The sequence below is a fragment of the Nonomuraea ceibae genome (assembly GCF_019396325.1).
Classification (GTDB): Bacteria; Actinomycetota; Actinomycetes; order Streptosporangiales; family Streptosporangiaceae; genus Nonomuraea; species Nonomuraea ceibae.
The window spans coordinates 1-13504 of sequence record NZ_JAHKRO010000050.1; the positions used below are offsets into that span (position 1 = coordinate 1).

General features: G+C 72.4%; 17 protein-coding genes. 9 read left to right on the forward strand and 8 right to left on the reverse strand.

Annotated features, from left to right (window positions below; all coding sequences use genetic code 11):
* A partial coding sequence (locus KME80_RS27170) for a hypothetical protein (RefSeq protein ID WP_219509119.1) occupies nt 1–862 on the forward strand: 862 nt, incomplete at its 5' end.
* On the opposite strand, the gene KME80_RS27175 is transcribed toward KME80_RS27170, so the two are convergent.
* The 3 genes from KME80_RS27175 to KME80_RS27185 form a co-directional block, all read right to left on the reverse strand.
* Nucleotides 852–1442: a hypothetical protein gene (locus KME80_RS27175; RefSeq protein WP_219509120.1), complete on the reverse strand. Its 591-nt coding sequence runs from the start codon at nt 1440–1442 to the stop codon at nt 852–854. The genes KME80_RS27170 and KME80_RS27175 overlap by 11 nt on opposite strands.
* A gap of 81 nt (nt 1443–1523) precedes the next feature.
* A complete protein-coding gene (locus KME80_RS27180; RefSeq protein ID WP_219509121.1) occupies nt 1524–3716 on the reverse strand; it encodes an MMPL family transporter in 2193 nt (730 codons plus the stop codon).
* A 30-nt stretch (nt 3717–3746) separates the two neighbouring features.
* Entirely contained in the window at nt 3747–4142 is a 396-nt protein-coding gene (locus KME80_RS27185) for a hypothetical protein (RefSeq protein WP_219509122.1), read from the reverse strand.
* Between the two features lie 223 nt (nt 4143–4365).
* On the opposite strand from KME80_RS27185, the gene KME80_RS27190 reads away from it, so the two are divergent.
* The gene (locus KME80_RS27190; protein ID WP_219509123.1) at nt 4366–4581 is read left to right on the forward strand and encodes a hypothetical protein; all 216 of its coding nucleotides are present in this window, start codon (nt 4366–4368) and stop codon (nt 4579–4581) included.
* A 23-nt stretch (nt 4582–4604) separates the two neighbouring features.
* On the opposite strand, the gene KME80_RS27195 is transcribed toward KME80_RS27190, so the two are convergent.
* Nucleotides 4605–5615, reverse strand: coding sequence for a 3-oxoacyl-ACP synthase III family protein (locus KME80_RS27195; protein WP_219509124.1), 1011 nt, complete (start codon nt 5613–5615; stop codon nt 4605–4607).
* A 198-nt stretch (nt 5616–5813) separates the two neighbouring features.
* Between KME80_RS27195 and KME80_RS27200 the strand changes: the two genes are divergently transcribed.
* The 3 genes from KME80_RS27200 to KME80_RS27210 are packed head-to-tail and all read left to right on the forward strand — an operon-like array spanning nt 5814 to nt 8621.
* A complete protein-coding gene (locus tag KME80_RS27200; RefSeq protein WP_219509125.1) occupies nt 5814–6062 on the forward strand; it encodes an acyl carrier protein in 249 nt (82 codons plus the stop codon).
* Nucleotides 6062–7291, forward strand: coding sequence for a beta-ketoacyl-[acyl-carrier-protein] synthase family protein (locus KME80_RS27205; protein ID WP_219509126.1), 1230 nt, complete (start codon nt 6062–6064; stop codon nt 7289–7291). Before KME80_RS27200 ends, KME80_RS27205 begins: the two co-directional genes overlap by 1 nt.
* Before the next feature lie 4 nt (nt 7292–7295).
* On the forward strand, nt 7296–8621 hold the full coding sequence (locus KME80_RS27210) for a cytochrome P450 (protein WP_219509127.1): 1326 nt from the start codon (nt 7296–7298) through the stop codon (nt 8619–8621).
* On the opposite strand, the gene KME80_RS27215 is transcribed toward KME80_RS27210, so the two are convergent.
* Both KME80_RS27215 and KME80_RS27220 read right to left on the reverse strand, forming a co-directional pair.
* Nucleotides 8618–9169, reverse strand: a complete 552-nt coding sequence (locus KME80_RS27215) for a hypothetical protein (protein ID WP_219509130.1) — start codon at nt 9167–9169, stop codon at nt 8618–8620. The two genes, KME80_RS27210 and KME80_RS27215, sit on opposite strands and share 4 nt — an antisense overlap.
* A gap of 125 nt (nt 9170–9294) precedes the next feature.
* Nucleotides 9295–9582, reverse strand: a complete 288-nt coding sequence (locus KME80_RS27220) for a DUF4287 domain-containing protein (protein ID WP_219509132.1) — start codon at nt 9580–9582, stop codon at nt 9295–9297.
* A gap of 105 nt (nt 9583–9687) precedes the next feature.
* Here KME80_RS27220 and KME80_RS27225 point away from each other — a divergent pair, with 105 nt between their 5' ends.
* Nucleotides 9688–10335, forward strand: coding sequence for a winged helix-turn-helix transcriptional regulator (locus KME80_RS27225; RefSeq protein ID WP_246645860.1), 648 nt, complete (start codon nt 9688–9690; stop codon nt 10333–10335).
* Nucleotides 10336–10420: 85 nt separating this feature from the next.
* Here the strand turns inward: KME80_RS27225 and KME80_RS27230 are convergent, their stop codons facing one another.
* Nucleotides 10421–10792: a hypothetical protein gene (locus KME80_RS27230; protein WP_219509134.1), complete on the reverse strand. Its 372-nt coding sequence runs from the start codon at nt 10790–10792 to the stop codon at nt 10421–10423.
* A gap of 359 nt (nt 10793–11151) precedes the next feature.
* Here KME80_RS27230 and KME80_RS27235 point away from each other — a divergent pair, with 359 nt between their 5' ends.
* Nucleotides 11152–11625, forward strand: a complete 474-nt coding sequence (locus tag KME80_RS27235) for a carboxymuconolactone decarboxylase family protein (protein WP_219509135.1) — start codon at nt 11152–11154, stop codon at nt 11623–11625.
* A gap of 37 nt (nt 11626–11662) precedes the next feature.
* A complete protein-coding gene (locus KME80_RS27240) occupies nt 11663–12172 on the forward strand; it encodes a carboxymuconolactone decarboxylase family protein (protein ID WP_219509136.1) in 510 nt (169 codons plus the stop codon).
* A 26-nt stretch (nt 12173–12198) separates the two neighbouring features.
* Here the strand turns inward: KME80_RS27240 and KME80_RS27245 are convergent, their stop codons facing one another.
* Nucleotides 12199–12525 carry a dihydrofolate reductase family protein gene (locus KME80_RS27245; RefSeq protein WP_219509137.1) on the reverse strand — a complete coding sequence of 109 codons (327 nt, stop codon included), beginning with the start codon at nt 12523–12525 and terminating at the stop codon, nt 12199–12201.
* A gap of 127 nt (nt 12526–12652) precedes the next feature.
* Between KME80_RS27245 and KME80_RS52850 the strand changes: the two genes are divergently transcribed.
* Nucleotides 12653–13492 (forward strand): helix-turn-helix domain-containing protein, encoded by an 840-nt coding sequence (locus KME80_RS52850; protein WP_219509138.1) that lies wholly within the window; start codon nt 12653–12655, stop codon nt 13490–13492.
* The last annotated feature ends 12 nt before the right edge of the window (nt 13493–13504 follow it).

The window sequence follows — 13504 nt, forward strand, 5'->3', positions numbered from 1 at the left end:
GACGGTCAACGCCGTTCTGCTGGGCAAGCCGTTGTCCACGCCGGTTTCGCGGGCGCCCGCGAAACCGGCGGGGGGCCGATGGCTGCGCCTGATGGCTACCGGGGCGCGGCTGGCGGGGCGGTCGGCCCGGCTGCGCCCGCCGGCCACCACGGCCGACGGCGGCACCCGGCTGCGGGTCCACCACTGCGACGCCGCGCCGCTGACCGCTATCGCGGCCGAGACCGGCGCGAGCCTCACGCAGGTGGCCCTGGCCGTCCTGACAGGCGCGCTGCGCTCGTGGAACCCGCGTCACTGGGAGCGCGGCCGGCCGGCCCGCCGGGGGCTCACGATCTCCTTCCCGCTCAACCTGAGCGGCCGGCTGCACGACGGCGGCCTGGGGAACGGCTGCGTCAGCGTGCCGGTCGTCCTGCCCTGCGGGGAACCCTGCCCCCGGGGACGCCTGCGCCGCGTCATGGCGGAGACCGGCTTCGAGCGGCTGTCGAGGTATCGCCACGACCGCTACCTGCTGCGTTCTCCCCTGCTGGCCTGGGGGGCGGGCGCGGTGATCGGCTCCCGGGCGATGGAGCGCCTGCTGTTGCGGGGCGCCGCCGGAGGGCTGGTGGTGAGCGCCATAGCCGCCGGTGACGGCCTGCCGGTCGACCGGTGTTTCGCGGTGCCGCCGACGCTGGACTTCGGCGGCGGCGTGATGGCGATCGTGCACGGCGGCGGGTCTGTGGTGTTCTCCGGCCTCTGGTCGCGCTCGCTTGGGGGTACGGAGCGCCTGGCCGGGCTCCTTGACGCGGCGGTGACGGAGCTGGCTGCCGCCGTCGGCGTGGGCGGCAGTCCTGGCTCACCGGTGGGCGGGGCCGCCGTCAGGCGATGAAGGAGATCTTGCCGGTGCCGGTCACGGCGGCGATGCCGGTGGTGGTGCACGTGGTGATGTCGGAGGTGGGGATGGCGCTGCCCGCCACGGACGCCCCGGCCAGCCGTCCCTTGGTCACCTTGCCGCCGAGCAGCATGTCGCCGGGGTTGTAGCTCTTGACGCTCCTGGCCGCCTCGATGGCGGAGTGATCGGGCTTGATCACGGAGGTGCCGGCGGGCCGCTTGGCGGCGTCGTACCAGGTGATCCGGCCGGTGGCGCTGATGTCGTCGACGTTGGTGCACGAGCCCAGGCCGGTGCCGTGGGCGGTCAGCCAGCCCGAGCGCAGCCGGGCGTGGGCGCCGTTGGGCGACGTGCAGTGGGTCAGCGCCAGGGTGGCGCGGGCGGTGATGCGGCGCACGGTCATGCTGACGGGCGGGTCGAGGGTGATCGGCCGGCCGGGGGTGGTGCTGACCGTGCAGGTCACCAGCTTCTGGCCGGTGTGCGCGGCCACCTGGGGCGTGGCGGCGAGCAGGGACACGACGGCGGCGGCGGCCGGGAGGGCCGTGCTGCGGATCCGTCCGCTGGCGGGCAGGGTGAACATCTCATCTCCTGGCAGTGAGTAACTGATCAGTTACAGAAATAGCACGACAGGTGCCGATACCTCGCCAGCCGCGCGGGCGCGTCAGCCGGTCGGCGGGCCGTCAACCGGCCTCAGGGGCGGCAGCAGCCGGGCCAGCGGCCGGGGCAGCCACCAGTTGCGGTGGCCGAGCAGGCGCATCAGCGCGGGGACGAGGACCATGCGGATGAGCGTGGCGTCGATGATGATCGCGACGGCCACGGCGAATCCCGCCTGCTGGAAGTCGTGCCGGTGGGTGAACAGCAGACCCGCGAAGGTGACGGCGATGATGGCGGCGGCGAGCGTGATGGGCCGGGCGGTGTGCCGCAGGCCGTGCAGCACGGCGGCGGTGTTGTCACCGGTGCGCCGGTAGTGCTCGGCGATGCGGTGCACCAGGAACACCTCGTAGTCCATGGACAGGCCGAACACGACGGTCAGGGCCAGCAGCGGCACCGCCGCGTTGATGTCACCGGTGGAGCCCGTGCCCTGGAAGCACAGGGTGACCAGGCCGAGGGTGGCTCCCACGGACAGCAGGTTCATGGCGATCGCCTTCAGCGGGATCAGCAGGCTGCGGAAGGTGATCAGCAGCAGGACGAACGACGCCAGCAGCACCAGCGCGATCACCTGCCACGCGCGGCCGCGCATCTCGTCGTAGACCTCGGCCAGCATGGCCGCCGCCCCCGTCATGAGCACCCGCTGGCCGGCGGGCAGCGACTCCTGGGCCGTCCGGCCGATGTCGCGCACCAGGTCGGCGGCGTCGGTGCTGTCGGGGGCGCCGCGGCCGGCGATGGTGACCAGCGTCAGGTCCCGGCCGTTGTCGATGGCGCCGGTCATCGTCACGCGCGGATCGCGTTCGAGGGCGGCGGTGAGCGCGCTGGGATCGACCGGGCCCGTGCCGGGGGCGTGGGGCAGGGCCAGCAGGGTCAGGTTGGCGAGGTGGTCGTCCTCCATCTGGGCGAGCCCGTGGCCCACGCCGGTCCTGGCCAGGGTGTGGCGGTCGAAGTGCAGGCCCAGGCGCAGGTCCAGCGCGGGGACGGCGGCCAGCAGCAGGAGGAGGGCGGCGGCGAGCGCGTACCGGCCGGGGCGGCGCATGAGGTGCCCGGCGATGCGCAGCCAGGCGGGCGGGCGATCGTCCCGCCGGGCACGCCAGAGCCGCCTCGTCGGCTCCAGCCGCCGGTCGAGGAGCACCAGCAGCGCGGGAGCCAGGGTCAGGGCCGCCGTGAGCGTGAGGAACGCGGCCAGCACGGCCGCCAGCGCCATGCTGAGCACCGCCGGCGCGGGGATGATCAGCATGCAGGCGGCGGTGATCATGATGATCGTCGCGCACCAGCAGACGGTGCTGCCGGCCGTGGCGACGGCGTGAGCGGCGGCCTCGCGCGGCCCGCTGCCCTCCCGGCGGCCCTGGCGGTAGCGCAGCAGGATGAGCAGGCAGTAGTCCAGCCCCAGGGCCAGGCAGATCGTCACGGTCGCGGTCAGCAGCGTCGAGTCGATCCCGATGGCGGCGCCGCCCAGCGCCAGCACCCCCAGGCTGAGCAGCCCGGCCCCGCCCGCCACGAGCAGCGGCACGGCCACGGCCCCGGCCGCCCCGAGTCCCACGACGAGCAGGAGCAGGATCAGCGGAACCGTCACCAGCTCCATGCGGCGCAGGTCGTCCAGGTCGGCGCGGATCAGCTCGGCGAACACCGGGCTCACGCCCACCAGCGTGACCGTCACCGTCCCGCCGGAGGCGTCGCGGGCCGCCCGCGCGGCCGTCGCGATCTGGCCGGGCAGGTTCCGCTGGCGGGCGCGTTCGTCGCCGTGCACGCCGGCCATCACGTACGCGTGATGGGGGTTGACCTGGGCGGGCGAGGGTAGCGGCTGCAGGCCGCCGATGTCCGGGCGGGCGTGCAGCGCCTCCACCACCGCCGCCACCGCCCGCTGGTAGCGCGGGTCGCGGGAGCGGAGCGTCGCGGAGTCGAACGCGAGCACCAGTTGCTCGTCGCCCTGGTGCGGGAAGCTGCGGGCGATCAAGGCGGCGGCCTCGGCCGAGACCGAACCCCGCAGCTCCAGCGGGGGCGGGCTCAGCCGTTGCAGCAGGCCGGGCACCAGGGCGGCCGCGGCGGCGTTCAGCACCAGCCAGACCGCCACGACCAGCCGGGCGTGCGCGGCCGAGGCGGCTCCCAGGCGGGCCAGGACGGCGCCGCGGCGGCTGCCGCCCCGGCGGGCCGTGCCCGGTGCGGGGACGTCGCGGCTGCGACGGCGGACGGTGCCGAGCGGCATGAGCACACCTCTCCGTGCCGGCGGGTCGAGCTACGGGAGGCGGGTGGCGGCGTTGTTGCCGGCCGGGCACGGGGCCACCGCCAGGAGCGGGACGTTCTGTACGCCGCCGCCCGTCATGAACGCCATCCCGGCCGTGACCAGAGCCTGCCCCTGCAGCGTCACGCAGAAGCTCATGAGCGGCGGGTCCCCGGCGGCGTCCGCGCCCGGCGGCGGCCCCTCGGGCGCGGCCGGCAGCACCGGAGAGGCCACCGTGTCCGGCGGCGTGCTCTCGGGCGTGGTCTCCGGCGGGCTCGCGGGCGTGGTGAGCTGCGCGGCGGGCGGCGTGGAGGGCCGCGGCGTGCCGGCCTCGGCGGCCTCGGCTGTGGCCGGGAGGATGCCGACGGCCGCGGCGGTCACGGTCAGCAGGAGCAGGGTGCGCTTGTCCACGTCGATCCTCTGATGGTCCGGCCACGTTCGCGTGCTCGCGGGCGCCGCGCATGCGGTCGCAGCACCCTTCAACACTTTCCGTACTATCACGATCACTCACTGCACATCGGTCGGCGCGGCCGAAGCAGCACGAAGGAGTGGCGTTCCGGACCTCGTTTCAAACGCCGCTCGATGCGGTAGCTAGCACACACATCGGTCGTCACTCTACGTAACGGAGCACGTCATGGCGCGGATCACGATGGCACTCGGCATCCTCGCGGTGGCCGTGGCGCTGCCCTTCGCCGGCGCCACCGCCGCGTCCGCGACCCCGATCCAGGCGGTCTCGATGGCCGACTGCCTGCTCGGCTCGGGCGTGGTGGTGCCGAGCGCCACCAGCCCGACCCGTCTCAGCTGCTACGGCGGCCGCTTCCACGGGCAGCCCGTGGGCGGCCTGGCCTGACGTACGGCGGCGCGGCCGGCCGCTCACCAGCGCAGGAGCACCGTTCCCGCGCTGAGGCCGCTGGCCACCCCGACGAGGGCGACCAGATCGCCGCGCCGCACCCGCCCGCTCCGCGCCGCCTCGTGCAGTTGCGCGGGAAGGGTGGCGGCGACGAGGTTGCCGTGCTCGGCGATGGTCACGACGACCTTGTCCAGGGGAATGCCCGCGCCTTCGCAGAACGAGCGCAGCGACGGCAACGACGCCTGGTGGACGCAGATCGCGGCCAGGTCGTCCCAGCCGACGCCGTGCTCCCGCAGCGGTTGCGTCAGCACGTCCAGGTCGAGCTTGTGCACGGCCACGGCCAGCCCCACGGCGTCGACGCTGAACGGGCCGGTCACGTGCCCGCCTGATTCCAGCCGCCGGAACGGCATGACCGCCGCGGGCCAGAACTCCGGCACGGCGCAGAAGCGGTGCCCCATGATCCCGGGGACGGCCGCGGCCTCGAGCAGCAGCGCGGCCCCGGAGTCCGACACCGTGTAGGACGGGATGGCGGCCCGGAACTCCTGCTCGCAGCCCACGCGCCAGCGGATGGCGCTGGTCGCCACCTCACCGCAGACGACCAGGACCGTACGGTAGCGGCGCGCGGTGATCAGCGTGTCAGCCAGCTCGATCGCGTTCAGCACGCTGTTGCAGGCGTTGCGCACGTCGAAGGCGGCGCAGCCCGCCCCCAGCTCGGCCGCCACCATGTGCGCGGTGGCCGGCTCCACCGCGTCCAGGGACACGCCGGCGAAGATGATCAGATCCAGCGCCGCCGGCGGGTGTCCGGTGCGCGCCAGCAGGTCGCGGGCCGCCGTCACCGCGAGGTCGCGGGCCCGCTGGTCCGCGTCCGCCACATGACGGCTGCTCACGCCGGTGACGCACTCGATCAGCTTGCGCGGGATCGGCACGCCGGGATTGAGGCCGGCGAGCCGGTCCTCGAGCTCGGCCGTGGTGAGGCTGGTGCCGGGCAGATGCAGCGCCACGTCCGTGACCTGCGCGTACAACGGCGCCCCCATGGCGGCCTCCTCTAGATCAACTACGGTCAGGATAGGAACGACCCCGTTGATCACGGCGTGTGACGCGCCGCCTCGTCCCGCACCGCCAAAATTCGATCAACTCCGCCCCGCACCCGCCGTGTCCTGCCTGGCAGGCCGCCCCCGTCGCCGAGACTGGCCCGGATGTGGCCGCCCTGGCCGAGCGACGGGAGTGGGACCGTGAGCGACGACGAGATCGAGACCGTGGTGCGGAACACCTGCGCGCAGGTCCTGAAGACGGACCCGCGGCTGATCACGGCGCAGGCCCGGCTGCGCGAGGATCTGGACGCCGACAGCCTGGACCTCGCCGAGATCCACGTCGCCCTGGAGGAGGTGTGGGGGCCGATCCCCCGCGAGACGCTCGCGGACGTGCGAACCGTGGCCGACGTGCTGGACCAGGCCCGCCACCTCGCCGGAGAGCGGGCCTGATGCCGCCACGGACGCGCATCGCGGTGACGGGCCTGGGCGTGCGCACCCCGGCCGGCGCGAACCCGAAGGAGCTGTGGAACACGCTGCTCGGCGGGCGCTCCACCGCGCGGACGATCACCTCCTTCGACACCGAAGGGCTGGCGGTGGACTTCGCCTGCCAGATCGGCGGCCTGGACCCGGCCGGTTACCTGACCCCGAAGCAGGCGAGCCAGCTCGACCGGGTGGCGCTGCTGGCGATGTGCGCGGCCGGTGACGCACTGGCCGACGCCGGTGCGATCACCGCGCCTCCTGAGCGTCGCGCCGTGGTGACGGGCACGGGCTTCGTCGGCACCGAGACGTACGAGCGGAACATGCTGGACAGCCGTTACGCGGGGCGCGGCAATCCGCCGCCCCGGTTCGTCCCCATGATCATGGCCAACGCGCCGGCCGCCGCCATCAGCATGCATCACGGTCTCCTGGGGCCGAGCTTCACGGTGGCGACGGCGTGCGCCTCCGGCGCCCACGCCATCGGCGAGGGGGCCCGCCTGCTGCGTGACGGCTCGGCCGACCTGGTGGTGGCGGGCGGGACCGAGGCGTGCATCACGGCGACCATGCTGCTGGCCTTCGACCGCTGCCGGGCCCTGTCGCGGCGCACCGCCGAGCCCGAGCGGGCCAGCAGGCCGTTCGACACCGCCCGGGACGGGTTCGTCCTGGCCGAGGGGGCGGCGTTCCTGGTCCTGGAGCCGCTGGAGGACGCGCTGCGCCGCGGCGCCCGCGTCCATGCCGAACTGGCCGGATACAGCCGCACCTCCGACGGTCACCACCTGACCGCTCCCCACCCGCAGGGGCAGGGGGCGTACCGCAGCATGCGCGCGGCGCTCGCCGACGCGGGCCTGACCCCGGACGCGGTCGCGCACGTGAACGCCCACGGCAGCGGCACCCAGCTCAACGACCTGGCCGAGGCCCAGGCGATCGCCCGCCTGTTCGGGCCGGACAGCCCGCCGGTGACCTCCACCAAGGGCGTGACCGGTCACGCCATCGGCGCCGCCGGAGCCATCGAGGCGGTGGCGAGCGTGCTGACGCTCACCGAGCTGACCATCCCGCCCACGGCCAACCTCGACGAACCGGACGAGCGCTGTGACATCGACGTGGTGCGCCGGCCGCGCCCGCTCCCGTCCGGGGCGGTGGTGTCGAGCTCGTTCGGGTTCGGCGGCCACAACGCCACGCTGATCTTCACCCCGGCCTCCTGAGCCCATGACCTCGCAGATGCGCCCCGCGCGGCTCGGGATCCGGGCGCTGCTGGAGTATCAGCGCCAGGGCGAGACCTGGATCGAGCGGACCTTCGACCGGTACGGCCCGATCTTCACCATGTGGAACCCCGGCGTCGGGCGCGTGGCGATGCTGCGCGATGCCGACCACGTCAGGCAGGCGTCCTCGGCCAGGGAGCGGCTGCTGGCCCCGTTCGAGGGCGGCCCGCTCGACCTGGCGGCGGGTCCGCGCTCGATCCTGGCGCTGGAAGGCTCGGAGCACCTCCAGGTCCGCAAGCTTCTCCTTCCTCCGCTGCGCGGCAGCGCTCTCGAACGGCACCGCGCCCTCATGTCGGCCGCCGTGAGCCGGGCGATGACCTCATGGCCGGTGGGCGTCCCCTTCGAGCTGCTGCCTCACCTGAGCGACACCGTCTTCGACATCTTCCTGGGCGTCCTGCTCGGCGTCGAAGGCGACCGGCTGGCGGCCTGGCGCGCGCCGTTCGCCGCGCTGCGGGCGCGGCTGCACGCGCCGTCGACGCAGGTCCGCTACATGATGCGGCGTACGGGCGCGGTCGCGGCATGGCGATCGTTCCACCGGCTACGTGAGCAGTGCGTCCGCCTGATCGGCGCGGAGATCGAACGCCGCCGCCGCGACCCCGCCGGGCAGGGGGACGACGTGCTCGGCTCGCTGATGGCGGCGCGGACTCCGTCCGGGTCAGGGCTGACCGACGCGGCGCTGTGCGACCAGATGATGGCGCTGCTGCTGGCCGGGCACGAGACCACCGCCGTGGGCCTGGCCTGGGCCGTGGAACGGCTGCTGCGGCACCCGGAGGCGATGGCGCGGCTGACGGCGGAGGCGCTGGCCGGCGACGGCGAGGCGTTCGCCACCGCCGTGGCCTGCGAGGCGCTGCGGCAGCGCCCGCCCGTCGCCTTCAAGCCCCTCGGCGTCACCCGGCACGCCTGCCGGCTCGGTCCCTACGTCATCGAGCCACGCACGACGCTGCTGGTCCACCTGCGCTCGCTGCATCACGACGCCCGCCACTTCCCCGCGCCCTCGGCCTTCAGGCCCGAACGCTTCCTCGACACGCGCCCGGCGCCGGGAAGCTGGCTGCCGTTCGGGCTCGGCGCCCACCTGTGCCCCGGCAAGCCGTACACGATGGCGCAGAGCGGCGCGCTGCTCCACACGATCCTGCGTGGTGGTGAGCTCTCACTCCCGCCGGGCGCTCGGGACGAACCCATCGAGCGGGCACACATGGTGATCAACCATCCGGGCCGCAACTGCCTGGTCACCTACCGCCCCCGGGCCGACCTCGCAGGGCCGTTGAGCCGCTAGCAGGCCAGTTCGATCGCCATGCGGGCGATGCGGCTCTGGTCCCCGGCCTTGGTGCCGCACTCTGCCGTTCCGCCGGCGTCGCCGTGCTGCCAGGAGGTGGCGTGTCCTGAGCCGAGGCGCTTCCCGTCGCACTCCACGACGAAGTCGGCGTCCACCAGGTGAGGCGCCACCTGGTGGACCACGTACCGTCCCGGGGCGCCGAAGGAGTTCTCACCGTGACGGCCTCGGGACGGGTACGCCTGGCCGATGGGGGCCAACGACCGGCCGACCCGCTTGCCCAACGACGTGATCGCCTGCTGCGGGTTGTCGAGCTTCACCCCGGTCACCTGCGCGACGCCCGACCGCAGCACCTTCATGGTCGGGACCCACTTCTCGCCTTTCGCCAGCGTTCTCGCTTCGGAAACCGCTGTGAGGACGTCGCGGCCCTCGATGCCGGACCAGGTGAACGCGCACGACTCCGGGGAAGCGGACTCGGGCGGCGTGGTGCAGGCGGACGAAAGGACGAGGATGCCGGAACCGGTGAGTGCCGCGGTCGCGATCTTGCGCATGATCCGTAAGACAGGAAGATCGTCCCGCAGCTTCCCAGGCTGCTCACGTGTACCCCTGACAGCCACGAGTTCCGTCATGTGTGGCGGTTCCGGACACCGCCGGGTGCCGATGTTCATCCGGCTCGTCAAGGCCGGTTGTCCTTGCCGTCCAGCCAAAGCGTGTCGGACGCGTCGCGGTGGGAGCCCGAGCTGCCGACGTGTTTGGCGTCGATCTTCGGCCCCTTCTTGATGACGTGCACCAGCGCCATCGCGTGCCCGCGCCCGAGGTCGTAGTCCTGCTTCAGCCAGTCGACGATCACTCCGGCCTTCACGGACGGGGCGTCGAAGCCGCGTTCCTTCGCCAGAGCGATGAACTCACGAGGGGTCAGTCCGGTCTTGTCCTCGATGTTGTCGAGGTAGGCCTGGAACGACATGCGCTTCTCCATTCTTCAGCGGGGATGCTTCGCGACCCCGTGGGCTGTAAGCTTGTCTTTTGCAAGTACGCTTTGTCAACTGAAGTATGGGCTAGGATTGCCACCATGGCGCCGAGGGAGTACGGACAGTTCTGCGGCCTGGCCCGCGCGATGGAGATGGTCGGCGAACGGTGGACCATGCTGGTCATCCGCAACCTGCTCACCGGGTCCCAGCGCTACACAGACCTGCGCAATGGCCTGCCGGCCATCCCGACCAACATCCTGTCGGCCCGCCTCAAGCAGCTGGAAGAGGCGGCGCTGGTCACCCGTCGCGCGCTCCCGTACCCCGATCGCGCCGTCGTCTACGAGCTTACCGACTACGGACGCGACCTCGAACCCGCGTTGATCGCACTGGGCCGCTGGGGCGCGCGGACGCTCACCGAGCCCCGCCCCGGCGAGCTCGTCACCGCCGAATCGGTCGCCATGTCGTTCCGTACAGCATTCCGGGCACAGGCGGCCCGGGGGGTCACGGCGGGTTACGAGATCCGCCTGGGTGACTTCACGTTCCGCTTGCAGGTCAGCGATGGCGAACTCGAGGTCGGCATCGGCCCGCACCCGGCCCCCGACCTCGTCATCGAGCGGTTGAGCGGCCACCCCGTCCGCGAACTGATGGGTGGCGGCAAGACCGCGGATGAGCTGCTCCGCGACGGCAGCCTGCGTGCCGAGGGCGATCCCGTGCTGCTCGGCCGATTCGCCGAGATGTTCCGCTTTTAATCAACGAGGCAGCGAAACACCGCCGGAGACGTGAATGCGGGGCCACGCCTGATGCGCGCCCCGCAAGGTCCTCACGAGCCCGGGATCAGCAGGTGATCCTCCTGCTCCTGTTGGTGAAGCCGCCGGCCTTCTCCGCGTAGACCCAGACGCGCCAGTCGTAGGTGCCGTCACCGCATCTCGCCGGCAATCCGACCTTCTTGTCGGAGTCCTTGGTCCAGGTGTCCGAGTTCATGGTCTGCCAGCCGTACCACCGCTTGCGCTGCACCTTCAGCGTCATCTGCCCGCAGTCGCCGACCCACGTGACCGTGCCCTCGACGTGCGCGCCGTCCTTGTACGGGATGCCCGGGCTGACGCTGCACGCCGCTGCTGCCTGCGTCGTGGCGGCGCTCGCCGGCTGGGCTCCCGCGAGCAGTCCGGCGGAGACTGTCAGAGCGATGATTCCGACCGATAGCCGCATGATTCTCATGTCCCTTTCGTTCCTGGGTCGATGTGGAGGGGACGATACGGACGAGCGGTATGTCTGCGGTATGCCGGGGACGCACGCCCGGCATCCTCAGCCGCCCATTGAGGTCCGTAGGTGGCCGGCCGTCCAGAAGATCACCCGGGAGCTTCCCGGGTTACGGAGATCGACCGTACAGGCGTGAACTCCGGGGAGGACCCGGACTTCCGGGCGGCGGTCGAAGCCACCGGCAGAAGACGGACATGCTCCGCGAAAGCTTCTCCCCGATGTGACGTGCGTCATGCCGGCCGGTCGTCCCGGGCGTCCCGGCTCCTTCGTCTCTGAGGTGTGACAACCGAAGCAGCGAGGAGATCGTCATGGAGAGCCGTTTCAACTACGCCGAGAACCCGGTCGGGGCCAAGGCCGCGAAGTACGTCATCTCGGCGGGCAAGGTCGTCACGGACTCGTCCCTGCCGCCGCTCACGAAGGAGCTGGTGGCACTCCGCATCAGCCAGATCAACGGCTGCGCGCCCTGCGTCGAGATCCACACCAAGGACGCCGAGCACGCGGGAGAGACCTCGCTGCGGATCAACCTGGTCCCGGTCTGGCGGGAGGCGCCGGTCTACACGGACGCCGAGCGGGCCGCCCTGGCACTCGCGGAAGAGGGCACCCGCGTCGCCGACGCCGCCGGAGGCGTCAGCGACGAGACGTGGGCGGCGGCGTCCAGGCACTACGACGAGGACCAGCTCGCCGCCCTGGTGGCGCACATCGCCGTGATGAACGCCTTCAACCGCATGAACATCATCACCGCGCAGCCCGCCCCCGGCACCTACCGGCCCGGCCAGTGGTAGATCCGGAAACCCCCATAGCCGAGAGGACGACCTCGTCATGACCGAACACGCCACGACCGCGCCGAGCGGTCCCGAATCGCGTCTCTCCGATCCGAGCACGTTCGTGCCCGAGCTGGGGGCGATCGCCGGAGGAATGACCAAAGCCGCCGAGAACGGCTCGGTCCCGCGGACCACGATCCTGCTGGCCCAGCTCCGGATCGGCCAGCTCATCGGCAGCACGTACCACACGGTCGTGCAGTCGGGCCATCTGCGCGAGGACGGGGAGCCGGAGGAGCGCATCACCGCCGTGGCGAGCTGGCGGGACGCGCCCCACTACTTCACCGGCGCGGAGCTGGTCGCGCTGGAGCTGGTGGACGCCATTCTCACCCCGAACCCGTCCGGCGAGCGCGTCCCGGACGAACTGTTCGCCAGGGCGTCCGCCCACTACGACGAGAAGGCGCTCGTGACGCTGTGCATGGCGATCGGCAGGAGCTGCTTCTTCGCCCCCATCACCCTCGTCGGCAAGCCCTCCCCGGGCCGGGCGCCGGGCGAGAACTGGAGGAAGTGACCGGAGCGAGGCCCGGCGCGCCGAGCTCAGCGACGGGCCAGGCTGACGCACACCTCGTCCACCAGGCCGAGGGCGAGGGCCTGCTGCGTCACGTTCGCTCTGGCGATCGTGACGTTCCGGTCGCCGGCGATGTCGAACAGGCGGCGGCCGGCGATGGGCGCGCCGGTGTTCTCGGTCAGGTCCCGCCATGCCTTCGCACCCGCCTCGTCGACCTTGACCGAGATGTCCTCGTTCGGGTTCGGCACGACCACGTCCCCAGCCTCGTACCAGTCGAACAGCTCGCCGACCTGGTCATCCGGCTGCGCGATGTATCCGTCCAGCGACATCGTCATGTGGCTGAAGACCTTGCCCATGAGGGTCCTCCTCTGGTTACCGCTCGGCCCGGTGGTTCCGGCCCGTCCTCCAAGGGTCATGGGGTGGACCGTTCTCGGCGGCGGAACTCATCGCGCCCGGTCGGACGGCGTCGGCGATACTGTGGGCGTGGAGTACGTGTCCAGAGTGCCGCGTCCGCCGCTGGACAGGCTGATCGACGACCTCTACTACCTGGAGGGCGCGTCGCCGTACGCCCGGCTGACGCTGCCGCCGATGCCGGCGGCGCTGCTCATCGTCAACCTCGGGGCGCCGTTCCGCATCCGCGCCGGCGCCGACCTCAAGACGGCCGAGTACGCCGACGGCTGCGTGGTCACCATGCCCACCCGCGCGCTGGAGTTCGGCTACCCGCCGCGGACCCGGTCCGTCGGCGTGCACTTCAAGCCGTGGGGGCTGGCGCCGTTCCTGCCGATGCCCGCGGCCGAGCTGTGCGACCGGCCGGTGACGGTGGAGCAGATCTGGGGCCGGCCCGCCGTCGCCGAGCTGCGGGACCGGCTGGCCACGGCGGACGGCCCGGACGAGATGCTGACGCTGCTCGAACAGGAGCTGACGCGACGGCTGCGCGAGACCACCGGCCTGGGGCTGGTCCGCCATGCGAGCGGCGTCATCGCGGCGGCCGGCGGGGCGGTGGCGATCGGCGACCTGAGCGCGGCGGCCGGTGTCAGCAGCACGCATCTGGCGCAGCGGTTCAAGGAGGTCATCGGCGTCACGCCGAAGCGGCTGGCCCGCACCCACCGCTTCACCGCCACCGTGTTCGCGATCGACCCCGCCGGACCGATCGACTGGGGCGAGCTCGCCGGTGGCGCAGGCTACTTCGACCAGGCCCACTTCGGCCACGAGTTCCGGGCGTTCACCGGGCTCACGCCGACCCGGTACGTCGAGGTCCGGCGGCGGTTCCTGCGCGAGCATCCCGGCCATGCGCTGGACGGCTGGCCGCTGCCGGCCGATTGATTTCTTACAAGA

Bases quoted from the DNA above. Each gene is read 5' to 3' on its own strand.
- KME80_RS27195 (WP_219509124.1), bottom strand. From the start codon at position 5,615: ATGGGGGCGCCGTTGTACGCGCAGGTCACGGACGTGGCGCTGCATCTG.
- KME80_RS27215 (WP_219509130.1), bottom strand. From the start codon at position 9,169: ATGCGCAAGATCGCGACCGCGGCACTCACCGGTTCCGGCATCCTCGTC.
- KME80_RS27235 (WP_219509135.1), top strand. From the start codon at position 11,152: ATGGAGAGCCGTTTCAACTACGCCGAGAACCCGGTCGGGGCCAAGGCC.
- KME80_RS27205 (WP_219509126.1), top strand. From the start codon at position 6,062: ATGCCGCCACGGACGCGCATCGCGGTGACGGGCCTGGGCGTGCGCACC.
- KME80_RS27190 (WP_219509123.1), top strand. From the start codon at position 4,366: ATGGCGCGGATCACGATGGCACTCGGCATCCTCGCGGTGGCCGTGGCG.
- KME80_RS27240 (WP_219509136.1), top strand. From the start codon at position 11,663: ATGACCGAACACGCCACGACCGCGCCGAGCGGTCCCGAATCGCGTCTC.
- KME80_RS27230 (WP_219509134.1), bottom strand. From the start codon at position 10,792: ATGCGGCTATCGGTCGGAATCATCGCTCTGACAGTCTCCGCCGGACTG.
- KME80_RS27225 (WP_246645860.1), top strand. From the start codon at position 9,688: ATGGCGCCGAGGGAGTACGGACAGTTCTGCGGCCTGGCCCGCGCGATG.
- KME80_RS27210 (WP_219509127.1), top strand. From the start codon at position 7,296: ATGACCTCGCAGATGCGCCCCGCGCGGCTCGGGATCCGGGCGCTGCTG.
- KME80_RS27180 (WP_219509121.1), bottom strand. From the start codon at position 3,716: ATGCCGCTCGGCACCGTCCGCCGTCGCAGCCGCGACGTCCCCGCACCG.
- KME80_RS27220 (WP_219509132.1), bottom strand. From the start codon at position 9,582: ATGTCGTTCCAGGCCTACCTCGACAACATCGAGGACAAGACCGGACTG.
- KME80_RS27245 (WP_219509137.1), bottom strand. From the start codon at position 12,525: ATGGGCAAGGTCTTCAGCCACATGACGATGTCGCTGGACGGATACATC.
- KME80_RS27175 (WP_219509120.1), bottom strand. From the start codon at position 1,442: ATGTTCACCCTGCCCGCCAGCGGACGGATCCGCAGCACGGCCCTCCCG.